The sequence below is a fragment of the Gordonia phosphorivorans genome, from assembly GCF_042432625.1.
GTDB classification, from domain to species: Bacteria; Actinomycetota; Actinomycetes; order Mycobacteriales; family Mycobacteriaceae; genus Gordonia; species Gordonia phosphorivorans.
On sequence record NZ_JBHLWV010000020.1, the window covers coordinates 464,076 to 479,342 of the forward strand.

At 68.4% G+C, this 15,267-nt stretch carries 15 protein-coding genes; 5 read left to right on the forward strand and 10 right to left on the reverse strand.

Going from position 1 to position 15,267, the window contains the following annotated elements; translation table 11 throughout:
- Position 1: 1 nt before the first annotated feature.
- The gene (locus ACFFJD_RS11425) at positions 2-973 is read left to right on the forward strand and encodes a pirin family protein (protein WP_382364167.1); all 972 of its coding nucleotides are present in this window, start codon (positions 2-4) and stop codon (positions 971-973) included.
- On the opposite strand, the gene ACFFJD_RS11430 is transcribed toward ACFFJD_RS11425, so the two are convergent.
- The 9 genes from ACFFJD_RS11430 to ACFFJD_RS11470 form a co-directional block, all read right to left on the reverse strand.
- Positions 948-1,391 (reverse strand): PNPOx family protein, encoded by a 444-nt coding sequence (locus tag ACFFJD_RS11430; protein WP_382364169.1) that lies wholly within the window; start codon positions 1,389-1,391, stop codon positions 948-950. The two genes, ACFFJD_RS11425 and ACFFJD_RS11430, sit on opposite strands and share 26 nt — an antisense overlap.
- Complete coding sequence (locus ACFFJD_RS11435) at positions 1,378-2,745, reverse strand: GAF domain-containing sensor histidine kinase (RefSeq protein WP_382364171.1); 1,368 nt, start codon at positions 2,743-2,745, stop codon at positions 1,378-1,380. The genes ACFFJD_RS11430 and ACFFJD_RS11435 overlap by 14 nt, the downstream gene beginning before the upstream one ends.
- The gene (locus ACFFJD_RS11440) at positions 2,742-3,476 is read right to left on the reverse strand and encodes a response regulator transcription factor (protein ID WP_382364173.1); all 735 of its coding nucleotides are present in this window, start codon (positions 3,474-3,476) and stop codon (positions 2,742-2,744) included. Before ACFFJD_RS11440 ends, ACFFJD_RS11435 begins: the two co-directional genes overlap by 4 nt.
- A gap of 35 nt (positions 3,477-3,511) precedes the next feature.
- The gene (locus tag ACFFJD_RS11445) at positions 3,512-4,510 is read right to left on the reverse strand and encodes an LLM class flavin-dependent oxidoreductase (RefSeq protein ID WP_382364175.1); all 999 of its coding nucleotides are present in this window, start codon (positions 4,508-4,510) and stop codon (positions 3,512-3,514) included.
- Between the two features lie 126 nt (positions 4,511-4,636).
- Positions 4,637-5,713: an NADH:flavin oxidoreductase gene (locus tag ACFFJD_RS11450; RefSeq protein ID WP_382364177.1), complete on the reverse strand. Its 1,077-nt coding sequence runs from the start codon at positions 5,711-5,713 to the stop codon at positions 4,637-4,639.
- Complete coding sequence (locus tag ACFFJD_RS11455; protein WP_382364179.1) at positions 5,710-6,954, reverse strand: flotillin family protein; 1,245 nt, start codon at positions 6,952-6,954, stop codon at positions 5,710-5,712. Before ACFFJD_RS11455 ends, ACFFJD_RS11450 begins: the two co-directional genes overlap by 4 nt.
- Positions 6,955-6,969: 15 nt before the next feature.
- Positions 6,970-7,482 carry a hypothetical protein gene (locus ACFFJD_RS11460; protein ID WP_382364181.1) on the reverse strand — a complete coding sequence of 171 codons (513 nt, stop codon included), beginning with the start codon at positions 7,480-7,482 and terminating at the stop codon, positions 6,970-6,972.
- Positions 7,483-7,522: 40 nt separating this feature from the next.
- Positions 7,523-8,116 (reverse strand): DNA-3-methyladenine glycosylase I, encoded by a 594-nt coding sequence (locus ACFFJD_RS11465; RefSeq protein WP_382364183.1) that lies wholly within the window; start codon positions 8,114-8,116, stop codon positions 7,523-7,525.
- 19 nt (positions 8,117-8,135) lie between these two features.
- Positions 8,136-9,821 carry a DUF222 domain-containing protein gene (locus ACFFJD_RS11470; RefSeq protein WP_382364185.1) on the reverse strand — a complete coding sequence of 562 codons (1,686 nt, stop codon included), beginning with the start codon at positions 9,819-9,821 and terminating at the stop codon, positions 8,136-8,138.
- Between the two features lie 189 nt (positions 9,822-10,010).
- Between ACFFJD_RS11470 and ACFFJD_RS11475 the strand changes: the two genes are divergently transcribed.
- The 4 genes from ACFFJD_RS11475 (at position 10,011) to ACFFJD_RS11490 (ending at position 13,401) form a co-directional block, all read left to right on the forward strand.
- The gene (locus tag ACFFJD_RS11475) at positions 10,011-10,628 is read left to right on the forward strand and encodes an LGFP repeat-containing protein (RefSeq protein WP_382364187.1); all 618 of its coding nucleotides are present in this window, start codon (positions 10,011-10,013) and stop codon (positions 10,626-10,628) included.
- A gap of 127 nt (positions 10,629-10,755) precedes the next feature.
- Positions 10,756-11,502: a hypothetical protein gene (locus ACFFJD_RS11480; protein ID WP_382364189.1), complete on the forward strand. Its 747-nt coding sequence runs from the start codon at positions 10,756-10,758 to the stop codon at positions 11,500-11,502.
- A gap of 50 nt (positions 11,503-11,552) precedes the next feature.
- The gene (locus ACFFJD_RS11485; RefSeq protein ID WP_382364191.1) at positions 11,553-12,794 is read left to right on the forward strand and encodes a cytochrome P450; all 1,242 of its coding nucleotides are present in this window, start codon (positions 11,553-11,555) and stop codon (positions 12,792-12,794) included.
- Positions 12,787-13,401 carry a TetR/AcrR family transcriptional regulator gene (locus ACFFJD_RS11490; protein ID WP_382364193.1) on the forward strand — a complete coding sequence of 205 codons (615 nt, stop codon included), beginning with the start codon at positions 12,787-12,789 and terminating at the stop codon, positions 13,399-13,401. The genes ACFFJD_RS11485 and ACFFJD_RS11490 overlap by 8 nt, the downstream gene beginning before the upstream one ends.
- Here the strand turns inward: ACFFJD_RS11490 and ACFFJD_RS11495 are convergent.
- The gene (locus ACFFJD_RS11495; RefSeq protein WP_382364195.1) at positions 13,385-15,154 is read right to left on the reverse strand and encodes an oleate hydratase; all 1,770 of its coding nucleotides are present in this window, start codon (positions 15,152-15,154) and stop codon (positions 13,385-13,387) included. The two genes, ACFFJD_RS11490 and ACFFJD_RS11495, sit on opposite strands and share 17 nt — an antisense overlap.
- Positions 15,155-15,267 lie beyond the last annotated feature (113 nt).

A 15,267-nucleotide genomic window follows, 5' to 3' on the forward strand; every position in this document is an offset into this window, starting at 1 on the left:
TATGAGCAACGTCGAGGCCCATCCCGAGGAGACGGTGTGCACCGGAGCACCGGAGCGCGAGGTCGAGGTGATCCCCGCCCGTGAGGTTCCGCTCGGCGGTCCGCGCGCCATGCTGGTGCAGCGCACCCTGCCCACCAAGGACCGCTCGATGGTCGGTGCGTGGTGCTTCGCCGATCACTACGGGCCCGACCGCGTCGACGACTCCGGTGGCATGCGCGTCCTGCCGCATCCGCACACCGGGCTGGCGACGGTGAGCTGGCTCTTCGAGGGCGAGATCGAGCACACCGACAGTGCCGGGGTGCACGCCATGGTCCGCCCCGGCGAGTTGAACCTGATGTCGGCCGGATACGGCATCAGCCACTCGGAGGTCTCCACCCCGGAGACCGAGGTGCTGCACGGCGTGCAGTTGTGGCTCGCGCTGCCGGACTCGGATCGCAACGGCGAGAAGGCCTTTCAGTTCCACGCGCCGGAGTCGGTGCCCCTGCCCGGCGGGGCCGGCACCCTGCGGGTGTTCCTCGGCGAGCTGGCCGGGTCGGCGTCGCCGGTCACCACGTCCACACCGCTGTTGGGCGCGGAGATCGTGCTCGACGCCGGGGGAGGGACGACGCTGGAGGTGGACGCCCGTTTCGAGCACGGCGCGCTGCTCGACACCGAGACGCTGCGGTTCGAGGGCGTCGATCTGACCCGTTCCCAGATGTGCTACGCCGGTCCGGGGCGGACCAGTCTGACCGTCGCCAATCCGGGCGCCACACCGGCCCGGGTGATTCTGCTCGGTGGCGTGCCCTTCGACGAGGACCTCGTCATGTGGTGGAACTTCGTCGGCCGCACGCACGAGGAGATCGTCGAGTACCGCGCGCAGTGGGAGACGCAGGCCGAGCGCTTCGGCACGGTCGCCGGGTGGAGTGCCGACGAACGCATTCCCGCGCCGCCGCTGCCGAACAGCCGCCTCAAGCCCCGTCGACGTCGGGACTGACCGCCGCCGACCAGCCGGTCAGGCGCACCACCCGCAACACCAGAATCCGCGCGAACGGGCGCCCGGCGTATTGCGCGTAGCGCTGCTCCAGGAGCTCGGCCAAGGCATCCTCGCGCCCGGCGGCGTCCTCGCCCACCCAACGCAGTTCCGCGCGCACCCACCACAGGCGTGTCCAGTCGTCGGCATCCCAGTGTTCGACGAGCAGCGTCGCCCGGGGGTCGGCGGCCAGGTTCCGTTCCCGCTGCAGTCGTGTCGAGGACTTCGGTTTGATCAGGTCGATCGGGATGCCCACGTGCCCGTCGTGGACGGCGTACACCACCGGGACCGCGTCCACGCCGCGCGCGGGGTGCACCGTCGCCAGCACCGCGTGGTCGCCATCGGCCAGGCGACGCCACGCCCGCTCGTCAGGCGGTGCCATCGCTCCGGTCCCGCCCGTCCTGTCGCGGCAACGTCAGCGTGAACACCGCACCGCCGTCGGCGGCGTTGCCGGCCCACAGCTCGCCGCCCATCGCGGTGACCAGTCCGTGGGCCAGCATCAGGCCCAACCCGTTGCCGTCGACCGGGGCGGCGGTCCCGCCGGTGTCGTCGGCGCGAGCGAACGGGGTGAAGATCCGGGGCAGGAAGTCCTCGGGGATGCCCGGTCCGTCGTCGGTGATCCGCACGGTGACCGCCCGGTCGGTCGTCGCTGACGCGATCTCGACGTTGCCGCCACGGCGGCCGTGGTGGATCGCGTTGCCCACGAGGTTCAGCAGTACCTGGCGCAGGCGGTCCGCGTCGGCGACGATCCGGTCGTCGGTCGCGATCGCACTGGTCACCGAGACGCCGCGATCGGCCGCCAGCGACGACGTCAACTCCACCACCTCGCGCACGCTGCGTCCCACCCGGACCGCTTCCAGTCGTACCGGAAGCGCGTTGGCCTCGGCGCGGCTGATGTCCAGGACGTCGGTGACCAGGCTGAGCAGATGGTCGGCGGCGGTGTTGATGCGCGCGAGCGCCTCGGCGCGCCGGGGCGCATCCAGGTCGAGGGTGCAGAGCAACTCGGCGAACCCCTTGATCGCCTGCAGCGGTGTGCGGATCTCGTGGCTCACCGAGGTGAGCAACGCTGACTTCGCGGCACAGTGGTCCTCGGCGATCCGGCGGGCCACCTCGGCCTCCCGGTGTGCCTGCCGGGAGGCTTCGGCGGCGTCGTAGCCGTCCACCACCTCGCCGACCAGGAGGCTGTGCTCGATCGCCACGGCGGCGATGTAGGTGAAGCGATCCACCAGGCCGCGGTCGCGGTCGGACGGCTCGTGCGGGCGCCCGTGATACACGGCGAAGGTGCCGACGATTCCGCCGCGCGGAGCGGTGATGGGCGTCGACCAGCATGCGACGAGCCCGGCGTCCCGGGCGACGGCACGGAACCGCTGCCACCGGTGGTCCACCCGCAGATCCGGGATCACCACCGGCTCCCCGCGGTAGGCCGCGGTGCCGCACGACCCGGCGGCCGGTCCCGGTCGCAGTCCGTCGATGGCCCGGAGATAGTCCGCGGGCAGGGAGGGCGCGGCGCCGTGGCGCAGCGTCCCGTCGGCCGGGTCGACGAGGAGGATCGAGCAGCGGGCGCCGGGCATGAGGCCTTCGAGCGCGACGATGATCGCCTCCAGGACGCGTTCGACCGGGGCCGCGGCGGCCACCAGCTCCAGGACCTCCATCTGCCGCTCCAGCAGGACCGCGGTGTCGTCCGGATGCAGATCGTCGGCGGCGACGGGTCGCAGGCGGCGGGCGGTGGTGCTCATCGCGGCGGCCCGCCCGGATCGAACTGGTAGCCCACGCCGCGCACCGTGCGGATGAGCGGACCGGCCGCTCGCGCGCCGAGTTTGGTGCGCAGCCGATGGACGTGCTCGGTGACGGTGGCCTCGCCGAGCCAGCCGGGGGACTGCCACACCGCCTCGAGCAGTTGCCGACGGGTGAGGACGTGCCGCGGATGGCGTGCGAGGTGGGCGAGCAGGTCGAACTCCTTGGCGGTCAGGGCCACCGCGGCACCGTCGACGCGGACCTCGCGGCCGGCCACGTCGATCGTCACCGGCCCGGCGACGAGGCAGCCGTGATCGGCGGCCTGGCCCGCGCGCCGCAGCAGGGACCGCACCCGGGCGGCGAGCTCGCCCGGGGAGAACGGCTTGACCAGGTAATCGTCGGCGCCCAGATCCAGACCCACGATCCGGTCGGTCTCCCCGCTGCGCCCGGACAAGATGATGACCGGCAGGTCGGCCGGGACCTGGGCCGCGCCGGTCCGGATCTCCCGGAGCACGTCGAGGCCGCCGAGCGCAGGCAGCGACAGATCGAGGATCACCAGCAGGGGCACCTCGACGGCCATGAAACTCATCGCGCTCAGACCGTCGGCGGTCTGCGCGACGTCGAAACCGGCGTCGTTGAGCTGCCATTGCACCACGGTCCGAATGCCCTCGTCGTCGTCGACGACGAGCACACGGGAGTGGTCGGGTGCGCGAGCTACGCCTGCTGACGACACACCGCGAGCGTATCCGGATCGCACGTGCGGAGCGGTCACATCGCGTTGACCCGCGGCATGATCTCCTCGGTCAGGCGCTTGAGATCGTCCATCGTCTTGGCGGTGGGGACGTCGCGGAACGGCGGCCACAGCAGCGGCGTCGTCATGCCCGCCTCCCGGTACCGCTTGAGGCGGTCCTCGATCTGCTGGGCGCTGCCGGCGAGGAGGTTGGTGGCCTTGCCCGCCGGACTCTGGTCCATCGGTTCGTCGGTGATGACGAACCAGATCATGCTACACATGTCGAAGCCCGCGGGGAAGTCGCGGTCGAGGTCGCCGAGCTCGCGGCTCATCTCGCCCTTCCAGTGCGCGATGTCCTCGGGGGAGTCCTGGATGCCGATCCAGCCCTGCAGGCCGTACTTGGCGATGCGCTTGGCCGAGCGCTTGGGATCCTTGAGGCCGGAAAAGTAGATCGGCGGACCGGGCTTCTGGAGCGGCTGATGACCGAAGCCGGAGAGTTCGAAGTCGGCGAACTCACCGTGGTATTCGAAGAGCTCGTTGGACCAGATGCCCTGCATGATCTCGATCGTCTCGCGGACGTGCGCGTGCCGACGGCCGAAGAGGTGGGTGGCGCTGGCGGCGGCGAACTCCTCGGGCATCCAGCCCGATCCGATGCCGACGTTGAGCCGGCCGTTGGAGAGGTGGTCCTGCGTCGCCAGTTCGGCGGCGAGCACCCCGGGGGACCGGTAGGGCGTGTCGATGATGCTCATCCCGATCCGCAGCTTCTCGGTCTTGGCCGCGAGCCACGGGATGAGCGGCATCCCCTGGAACCACTTGCCGCGGGAGATCACCGGCAGGCTCTTGGGCAGGTCGCTCATCATGCCGAACGGATACTGCAGGTTCTCGTGGTCGGACGCCTCGGGCACGATGATCCGGTCGAGCGTCCACACCGAATCGAAATCCAGCTCCTCGGCGAGGGCCGTGAGGTCCTCGAGCTCCTGAACCGTGACGTGATCGCGGAAGTTGGGCAGATAGAGCGCGAGCTTCATCGGGTTCATCGGCGGGACTCCTGTATGACCTGGACGAGGTGTGACGAGGGTTACATCACCTGTCGACGCTAATGCGCGTCGGTCAATACCGGATCACCGAATTCTCAACGGACCGTCAACGGATCCGTCGGCCGGTCAGTCGGCGAGAACGAAGTCGTCCCAGTTGGTCGACAGATACTCCAGGAACGCCGGTCCCACCGACTCGTCGCGCAGACGCTGCGCCGGGAAGGGTTGCGGCTCGGCGACGAAGCCGAGGTCGCCGGCCGCCCGGCGGGCGAAGTCGTGGTGGATGATGGCGCCGGTCCCGATCACCGCGAAATCTGCGCCGCGTTCGAGGACCTCGGCCGCCTGCGCCGCGGACAGGATCTTGCCCGCCGCACCGAGGCGCACCTGCCCGCGCGGCAGATCGGTGAAGTGATCCAGCAGGGACTTTCCGTGATGCTCGGCCTCGTAGGGCTGTTTGAACGCATCCCACAGGGACAGGTCGAGATAGTCGATCGCGCCTTCGGCCAGCACCTCGGCGATCAACGCGCGGCCCTCCACCAGCGGAACGCCGTAGCGTTCCGGCGACAGGCGCAGACCCACCTGGAAGTCCGGCCCGGTGGCGGCGCGTACGGCCGCCACGGTCTCGTGGATCACGCGGAACCGGTTCTCGGTGCTGCCGCCGTAGCGATCGGTGCGCTGGTTGGAGCGCACATCGAGGAACTGGGACAGCAGGTAGCCGTGGGCGCCGTGGATCTCGACGCCGTCGAAACCGGCCTCCTCGACCAGTGCCGCCGAGGCGGCGAAGTCGGCGATCACCCGCTCGACGCCCTCGGTGGTGAGCGCGGTCGCGCCCTTGTCCGGGTCGTCCCAGGGCGCCACCAGCCGCGAGGTCAGGGCACGGTCGCCGCGACGGCCGCCGTGCTGCAGTTGCAGCGTGCTGACCGCACCGGTGGCGGCCAATCCGGCGGCGAGGCGACGCAGCCCGGGCAGGTGGGCGGGACCGGCGACGCCGAGCTGACCGGTGAAGGTGTGGCCGTCGTCGCGGACATAGGCCGCGCACGTCATCACCATCCCGAAACCGCCGTCGCCGCGGCGCACCAGCCACCGGTACTCGTCGTCGGACAGCACCCCGTCGTCGCCGCTCTGCAGGTTGGTCAACGGCGCCAGGATCATCCGGTTGCGCCACTGCGGTCCGTGGGCGAACGACAGGGGGCTGTCCAGGCTCATGCGTCGGCGCCCTTGGTTCCCAGCTGGTTCAGCAGCTCGGCGACGTCGATCCCGGTGGTACCGCGGATCAGTTCCAGGCTGCTGGCCAGCCCGGTGCCGACGCTGCGCGCCAGCGGATCCACGCCGTCGCCCACCAGGGTGATCGACGCATCGCGCATCGGCTCGGCCGCGGCCGCCACGATGGCCGGCAGCTGGCCCAGGACCAGTTCGAGCTGACCCACCGAGTCGAGCTTGCCGAGCGCGGCGGCGCGCTTCTCCAGCGCCTCCGCTTCGGCTTCACCGGTGATGCGGATGCCTTCGGCGCGGGCCGCGGCCTCGGCGACGATCTCGGCCTTGCGGGCTTCGGCCCGCCGCTGCGCCGCGTAGAGCTCGGCCTCGGCGGGACGACGGACCTCGGCGTCGAGCTGCGTGTCGCGCAGACGCGCGGACTGCTCGGCCACCTCGTTGTCCTTCTCCACCTGGATGCGACGCCGCTCGGCCTCGACCAGCGGGCGCACGGAATCGGCCTCGGCGGCGGCCCGGTCGGTGGCCTGACGCGCCTGCTCGCGCTCGATGTCGAGCTCACGTTGCTGCTCGATGATGGCCTGCTCGTTGGCGATTCGGCTCTGCTCGGCGACGCGGTGCGCTTCGGCACGCGACTGGGCCGCGATGGCCGCCTGGTCGGAGCGTTCCTTGGCGGCGAGGTCGCTGAAGTACTGGCCGTCGGAGTCCTGGACGTCGTTGATGGAGAAGCTGTCCAGCAGCAGCCCCTGGTTGCCCAGGATCTCCTTGATCGACTGTGCCACCTGATCGACCAGCGCCTGGCGGTCCACCAGGATGCTCTTGGCGGTCATGGTGCCGACGATGGAGCGCAGCTCACCGGACAGCTGCTCGGTCACCAGGGCCTTGACCCGGTTGAGGTCGTCGCCGAAACGCGGGCCGGCCTTCAAGATGGCTTCGGGCGTGTCGCCCACCTTCACCACCGCGACACCGCGCACCTTGAGCTCGATGCCGTCGTTGGCGGGCGTCGAGGTGTCCAGGTCGGCCTTGATGGACGACAGCTGGACGCGGGTGGCGCGCTGAACCACCGGCAGCACGAAGGTGCCGGTACCGCGATAGACCTTGCCCTGGTGGCCCTTGCCGGTGCCGGTGACGATGAACGCCTCCTCGGCGCCGGGCACGCGATAGCGCGACAGCAGCAGCAGGACGATCAGGACGAGCAGGACAACGACGACAACTACTGCGATCAATATCGAAGACATGTGTGGAGCGGTTCCTTAATCGAGGTCGGAATAGGGGAGTTGTTCCACGAGATAGGCGTCGCGGTCGTCGAGCTTGGCGACGACCCGTACCCGCTCGTTGTGGGCGAAGTCGCGGTCGGCGGTGACGGTGATCTGCTGGTCGCCGAGTGGGGTGGACACCTCGCCGGTGCCGAACCGTCCCGCGGTGACCGGCTCGACGATGCGTGCGGAACTGCCGATCACATCCACATCGGGGAGTTCCTCACCGGATCGCCACAGCCACCGCGCGGTGACCCCGGCGGCCAGCGCCAGGGCCAGGCCCGCGAGGGCTCCGGACACCAGCGCACCGGCGACGTTGACGTCGGCGAACACGATGAGGCCGCCGGCCAGCAGCCCGAAGCCGGTGACGAAGGGCATGAGAATCGAGGTGCAGCCGACTCCCGAGTCGCCCAGGTCCACATCGAAGCTGCCGATCTCGGCACCCACCAGCGACAGCAGCGTCAGGAGAAGGCCGACTCCACCGATGATCAATAGAATGATGCCGAGCAAGTCTCTCCCCGTCCGCGTCTGGTCACGTGTGTCCAGTCTTTCATAGCCCGGTGCGGGCCGCCTCGACCGCTGAGCGGGTGCAACACCCCATCGCGTGGTCGTTCACCAGGCCCATCGCCTGCATGAACGCGAACGCCGTCGTGGGTCCGACGAACCGCCAGCCGCGTTTCTTCAGATCCTTGGCCATGGCGATCGCCGACGGGGACGTGGTCAGCGTCGCCGGGGTCGCGATCTCCCCGGCCGGCGGCTCCCAGCTCCAGAAGTAGTCCGACAGGCTGCCCGCCTCGTCGACCAGTTCCAGGGCACGGGCCGCGTTGTTGACGACCGCTTCGATCTTGCCCCGGTGGCGGATGATGCGGGCATCGGTGAGCAGGCGGTCGACGTCGTCGTCGGTGAACGCGGCGACGCGCGCGGGCTCGAAATCGTCGAAGACCTCGCGGAACGCCGGCCGTTTGGTCAGGATGGTCCGCCAACTGAGTCCGGATTGGAAGCCTTCGAGGCTGACCTTCTCGAACAGGCGGCGGTCGTCGACCACCGGGAATCCCCATTCGGTGTCGTGATAGGCGAGCATCAGCGGCCCGTCGCCGGCCCAGCCGCACCGCGGCTGCCCGTCCGGCGCGAGATAGAGGCCCATGTCGAGATCCTAGGGTCGGTCAGAACGGCGGGGGATTGTGGACCGCGTCGTACTCGTCGAGTCGGCGGTTCCGTGCTCGGCGCGCCTTGCGCCACGCGTGCTTTGCTTCGGTGCGTGTCCGGGCCCGGACCGGGCCGCGCTCGGTACTCGGCGTCGACGTACGCGCGCCGTCGGCGAGGTGCCGGCAGCGGAGTCGGCGGAGACCGGGGAACAGCCACTGGTTGAGGGCCTTCTGAGAGACCGTGTATCCCTCGGGCGTGGTGGTGGAGGTCCAGTAGTCACCGTTCTCGTCGACGAACTGGTCGTCGAGCCACCACGATTCCACGCGCCACCCTGCTTCGGCGCCCACACTGCCGTCGACGATCTTGGTTCGGCCGTGGGTTTTCAGCAGGTGATGCCAGCGGCACTTGGGATTCAGATTGCAAACGCAAGTAGGTCCGCCCTGCTCCGGGCAGAGTTGGTTGAACTCTTCGACATGGTCTAGGTCGCAGCGCCACGCGGGCCGCGTGCAGCCCACCGTGGTGCAGGTCCCGAACAGGAATCGTGCGATCGCGGCGGTCGCGGCGGTAGGTCGGTACGGGTCGCTCGGCAGACTGGTCCGAGCGATCTCGGTCGACGAATCTCGAACGGTGTCGTCGACCGGTTCCGGGCTGAGGTCAGCGAGATCGAGCGGACGCACAGTGGTTTCTTCCCGCTGAGCGAGATCGCGGACATGGTCCGCGGAGATCACGCCGTGGCCGTCGAGATAGCCGGGCTCATCACCGCCGGCAAGGGTGCGCGAGTCGCAGATCGCATACAGCACGATCTTGGCCTGCTGACTCGACAGTCCCTCGTCGGTGAGGGTCGCGGTGCAGTCGTCACGGTCGCACGCGCAGGTGAACGGAACACCGCGCAGCCGAGCGATCGCGGCTGCCGCGCGGAGGGCCCGCTTGGACCGCGGGTCGCGGTCGCAGCACGCATCCACCAGGGCGTCGACCGCACCCATCGCCAGCGCCGCGTCTTCGGCGGAGGCGATCACCAGAATGCTGGCGAGGCCGTCCTCGAGTGGCTTGACCTGAACGTTCTTTCGTCGCTCGGCCTGCTCCCGGCGGTAGCGTGCGGCGTCCGGGTCGATCTGGTGGATCACCCGATCGACGATGTTCTCGGTGCGAACCCGCGACAGCGCGCCGGCACCCGCGATTGCTTCCGCGACGGTGTAGTCGACTTCCTCGATGTGCTCGGAGCTGACGAACTCGGTGCGCCGGGCGGCGGTGTCGAACATCATCGGGGTGATCTGGCCGTCGCGCAGTTGCGCCATGAGGGTGGGCAACCGGCTGAATGCCGCGTCCGCTCGGGCCACCAGCTGTTCGGAGGCGATCCGGGAGATCCCGAGGGCGGTCGCCACACGCGCGGCCGACTGCCGATAGGGATCGAGCAGGTCGTATTCCTGCGAACGGACCAGTTCTTCACCGGTTTCGAGAAGAACGAGTTCGACGATGTCCCATACCGCGCGCAGTCGCCGATAGGCGAGAAAACTCTCCCCGTGCGCGATCTTCACCAGCAAGTCGAGCTGACCGTTCACCTGATCGGCCTCCGACAGCAGCGGATCGGGATCTACCAATCCCAGCGGCGCCAGGTCTGCGAACACCCAGGGAGACGGGACCGGCTGCGGGATGTCGCACCACGGCACCGTCACGTGCTCCCGTGTCGATTCTCGTGAACGCATCGTCCACCCCCGTTGTGCGAGACAATCACTGATCAATTCGCTTCTGTGTTCGATTTTACGCCCGCACCTCCCATAGTTCAAGTGTTCGATGGGCAATATCGTTCACTTATCCACGCCGGGCCGATAGCGTCGTTTGCGGCCGCACACATCGGGCGGTCGGCAACACAGTGATCATCGTCAGGAGAACTCATGAAGAAGATCGTGCACCGCAAGACAGCCGGCATCATCGCGGGCTTGGCCGCCGTCACCTTGGTCGCCGCCGGTTGCAGCAGCGACAACAGCAAGGAGCTGACCGCCTCCACCACGTCTGTCGTCGCCTCCGCAGCTTCCTCGGCTGTCGACGATGGAGCCGACGCCGGCAAGGTGGAACTGAAGGCCGCCGACGGATCCACGGTGACCCTGACCGGCCCGATCGCCGCGAAGTACAGCGCCGCCTCCGAGGCGCAGAAGACCGACCTCGGGCAGCCGCTCACCGGCGACGACGCCTCCGGAACCAGTGACAGCGGCGTGGTGTACCAGCAGTTCGACGGCGGCGTCATCACCGCCCGTAACGGTGACGCCGGCACCCCCGCCTACATCACCTGGGGCAAGATTCGCGATGCGTGGAACGTCGAGCGCGACGCCCAGGGCGAACCGTCGGACGACGGCGAGGAGGGCTCGGACGGCCCGCTCGGCGCCGCGACCAGCGACGAGACCACCGAGGGCGACATCAAGAAGTCGACCTTCGAGAACGGCACGATCACCTGGAACTCGGCCGACGACACGGTGACCGTCACCGTCAACGGCAAGGTCGTCAAGACCGACTGACCCGCGCAACACCCTCCGAGGCCCGGTCGCCGCGTGCGACCGGGCCTCGTTGTCGGTGGGCCGACGTAGTGTGCGGACACCGGTCGCGATAGGGGTACGCGCGACCCGCACAGGGGGGCACACGCCGATGGCCAAAAAACCAGCAGAGTCCAACGAGGGCTGCTTCACGGCCATCGCCGTCCTCCTCATCGTCGGCGGCATCATTCAGTTCTGGCAAGTGGTCGTCGCCATCCTCGCCGTCGTCCTGGTCACCTGGGGCATCGTCACCGCCGCCACCTCGATCAAGAACGCCCGTCAACGCCAACGGGAGCAGGAGGCCGCGGACGCCCAGCAGCACCGACTCGACACCCTCGGCCATCGCGCCATTGCGAGGATCGACGCCGCGGCGGCCGCGGCCGAGCGGGTCGGCGCCTCGGAAGCCGCGCAGTCCGGCTGGCTCGGTGACGTCGACTTCTCCGGAGACCTCGCCGGCATCACCGACTCGTTCGCCCGTGCGCATGCGTTGCGGCAGAAGGCCACGGACCTGGGCGCGTTGCCGCGGCCGAACGACGACGACCGTCGGCTCTTGGCGGATGCCAACGCCGCGGCGAAAACGCTGGAGACCAACGCCGACCGACGCGTAGACCTGATCTCCCGGTGCGCGGCCGAGGCCGACCTGATCGATCAGTCCCTCCAGCAGGAACGCGACGATGCCGTCACCGACGCCCAACGCGCCGAACTGCACGGGGAGTTGCACGGCATGCTGTACGGCGCCGATGCGTCGCCACCGGTCACCGGCGGCGACTCGGCGGCCGACCGCGTGATCGCGCGCGTGGCGGGCTACCGCGAGGTCAAGGAGCAGATCGAGGCGGCTCGGCACCAGGGTTTCGATTAGTCCGCGACCCAGCCCTTGACACGAAGGAGTATCCGACTCAGAGTTGAGACATGAATGCCAGTTTGTCTTACCCGGAGCCGGGCTTTGTTCTGCGGTCCGGACCGTCGTGGCGCGACCCGTTCGGCAGCTACTCCTGGCTGCGCGACCATTCGCCCGTGCACCACGTCGGCGAGGAGGGGAGTGAGACCGACTTCTACGTGTTGAGCCGGTACGACGATGTGACCGCGGCGGCCACCAACGCGGCCGATTTCATCTCCGGCGGGGGACTGACGGTGACCTACGGGGAGCTCGAAGCCATCGGGATGGCGGACAATCCGCCGATGGTGATGCTCGATCCACCCGAACACCTCGACTTCCGGAAGCTGGTCTCCCGCGGATTCACCCCGAAGCAGGTCCGCGAGGTGGAACCGACGGTTCGGGGCTTCGTGCGCGAACAACTGAGCGCGGTCGACGGCGCCGGCGAGCTGAACATGGTGGAGCACCTTTTCAAGCCGCTGCCGTCGATGGTCGTCGCCCACTATCTCGGCGTACCGGAGAGCGACCGCCGCCAGTTCGACCGCTGGACCGAAGCCGTGGTCGGCGCCAACCCGGGCGGAGACCTCGCCGGAGCCATGGTCAGTGCGGGGCAGGCGGTCGGGGAGATGCTCGCCTATTTCAGCACGTTGATCGAGTTCCGCAAGAAGTACCCGGCCGACGACACGGTCTCGCATCTGGTGGCGGCCGGGCTGGCCGACGATCCGGACAACCCCGGCGGCCTGCTGTCGATCCTGGCGTTCACCTTCACGATGGTCGCCGGCGGCAACGACACCACCACCGGCATGCTCGGGGGAGCCGCCGCACTCTTGAGCACCCATCCCGACCAGCGACGAGAACTGATCGACGATCCCGAGCTGCTCCCGGACGCGATCGAGGAGTTCCTGCGCTTGACCTCGCCCGTGCAGGGTTTGGCACGCTCGACCAGCCGAGACATCACCATCGGCGACACCACCATCCCGCGCGGCAAGAAGGCGCTGCTGCTGTACGCCTCGGCCAATCGGGATGAACGGCGCTGGGGCGACGACGCCGCCAAGCTCGACATCCGTCGGGCACCGACGCAGATCATGTCCTTCAGCAAGGGCAATCACCACTGCCTCGGCGCGGCCGCCGCACGCATGCAGGCTCGGGTCGCGTTGGAAGAGCTGCTGGCCGCGTACCCGGAGTTCGAGGTCGACGTCGACGGGATAGAGTACGCCGCAGGCAACTACGTCCGCCGACCCACCGTGGTGCCCATGCGATTGGGCGCGCGTGCCTAGCGATTGGCTCACCGACCAGCGCCGCCGACTGGCCGCAGCGCGGATCCTCGACGCCGCCGAAGGGCTGTTCGCGACGGCCGGCGTCGAGGACGTCACGATGGCCGACATCGCGGCGGCCGCGCAGTGCTCGCGCGCCACCCTGTATCGGTATTACCCGTCCCGCGACGAGCTGCTCAGCGACTACATCGCACTGGTCACCGCAAGAATCGTCGGCTCGGTGGCCGCCAAGACCGCCGACCTGCGGCCGCGACGCGAGCAGGTCCGAATGAGCGTGGTCCACACCTTGGCCGCGGTCCGAGAGGACCCGACGCTCGGGCCGTGGTTTCGACTGGAGGCCGGTCTGCCGGCGCGGATCGCGATCTCACACGGTGCGATCGCCGCCGCGTTGGACGGATTCCTGGCCGACGGCGAGGGCTCGCCGGACACCGCGGCGACTGCGCGCTGGCTGGCCCGCACCATCGTCGGCCTGATCACCGTGCCCGAGCCCGACGAGGCGGCCGAACTCGCCTACATCGACCGCTTCGTCGTGCCGACGCTCCTGGGAGCATTCGATCGGCACGACGAAGCAGCACCGTCAGAGTCTCAGCGACTCACGGCTCCGCGATGATCTTGTACTCGGCAAGCAGCTTGCCCACTTCGTTGTCCTGCAACTTGCCGTACAGCTTCTCGCGCAGGAAGTGCGGGCCCGGCAGTTCGGTCTCGGCACCGTCGCGCAGTCGTGCCGTCGCATTGAGCAGTTCCCGCACGTCGTAGGTCGAGCCGTACACCTCGGGCACTCCGCGTTCGAGGTCGAGCAACGTGTAGACGGCCTCCATCGGGGTGCGGACCGAGTACTCGGTGGTGAAGATGCAGTCGCGCGACGGACTTTCGGAGAACTGTCCGATGAAGGCGAAGTTCACCGATCCGGCCGGAACCACATCGGGCCGGTCGCCGGCCTGCCGCGGCATGAAGAACGCGGTCACGTAGGGCATCATGCACGGCACGGCCTTCGCGCCGGTGGCCGCGAGCTCGTCGATCTGATCGGTCGGAACGCCCATGTGGTAGAGCCATTCCCGGGTGATCTCCTCACCCGTGCATTCGGAGATCGACTTCTTGACGTAGTCGCCCTCCACGTCGGAGAAGAGCGCGTAAACCCACACCACGATCTGGTCGTCGGGCTGCTGCTTGAAGTGCGGCTGCCGGTTCACGGTCCAGCTGAGCAGCCAGCTCGAGTCCTTGGCGGTCACGATGCCGCCGGTGACCACCTTGCCGCTGAACGGGTCACGCTTGCAGACCTTCTGGATGTACTCCGGGATGCGCTTGTCCAGCGTGGTGACCGTGCACGACTCCCATTTGGTGGAGTCGATGTCGCCGGCGAACACGTCGGGCCGACCGAACGCCGGATCCTTGGCGGCGACCGACCGCCACAGGTCCCACGCCGGCGCCGGCCCGGTGTTGAGCTTGGCGGGGGTGTGGTGATCGCCCTCGTCGGAGTTCTCGGTGAGCGATCCGATGGTCATGAACAGCAGGTCGTTCTCGGCGAGCCGGGTGACGCCGTCGTTCCCGTCGTGCGTCCAGTGGATCGCGACGGCCTGTTTGCGCGTCTCGTCGATCTGGAAGTCCACGTCGGTCACGGTGGTGGAGAACCGGAAGGTGACACCCTGGTCGAGCAGCCAGCGGTAGAGCGGCAGGACAAGCGACTCGTACTGGTTGTACTTGGTGAACTTCAGTGCCGACAGGTCGGGCAGACCCTTGATGTGGTGAATGAAACGGTGCAGGTAGAGCTTGAATTCGAGGGCGCTGTGCCAGTTCTCGAAGGCGAACATGGTGCGCCAGTACAGCCAGAAGTTGCCCTCCAGGAACTCCTCGCTCATCACCTCGTCGATGCGCTTGTTCTCCATCTCCTCGCGCGTGGCGAGGAAGATCTTCAGCAAGTCTTTCTGCGCCTTGTCGGTGAGCGCGAACTTGAAGTCGGTGTGCGCGTCCTGACCCTGGTCCATCGTGACGCGCTGCAGCGAATAGTTGGGATCGTCGTTGTTGAGCCAGAAGAACTCGTCGAGCACGCTGGCCCCGTCGATCTCGATCGAGGGTATCGAGCGGTAGAGGTCCCAGAGGCACTCGAAGTGGTTCTCCATCTCACGGCCGCCGCGGATCACGAAACCCTTCTTCGGCTCCTTGATACCGTCCAGGGCTCCGCCGGGCAGATCCAGTTCCTCGAAGATCGTGATCTTGTCGCCGGCCATCTGGCCGTCACGGATCAGGAACGCTGCACCGGCCATGGAGGCCAAGCCCGCGCCCACGAACCAAGCGGTCTTGTCCTCGATACCTTCGGGCTTGCGCGGTCGCGCGAAGGCTTCGTAGTTTCCTGCGCTGTAATGCATACAGATTCCCCTCCATGGCACTGAATAATCGGACCGGGTGTCACCATAACTTCCCCGCAAACCAAAGATACCCCGACACGCGTGCCCGCGGGGCACCGTCACGAGGCGTCCAT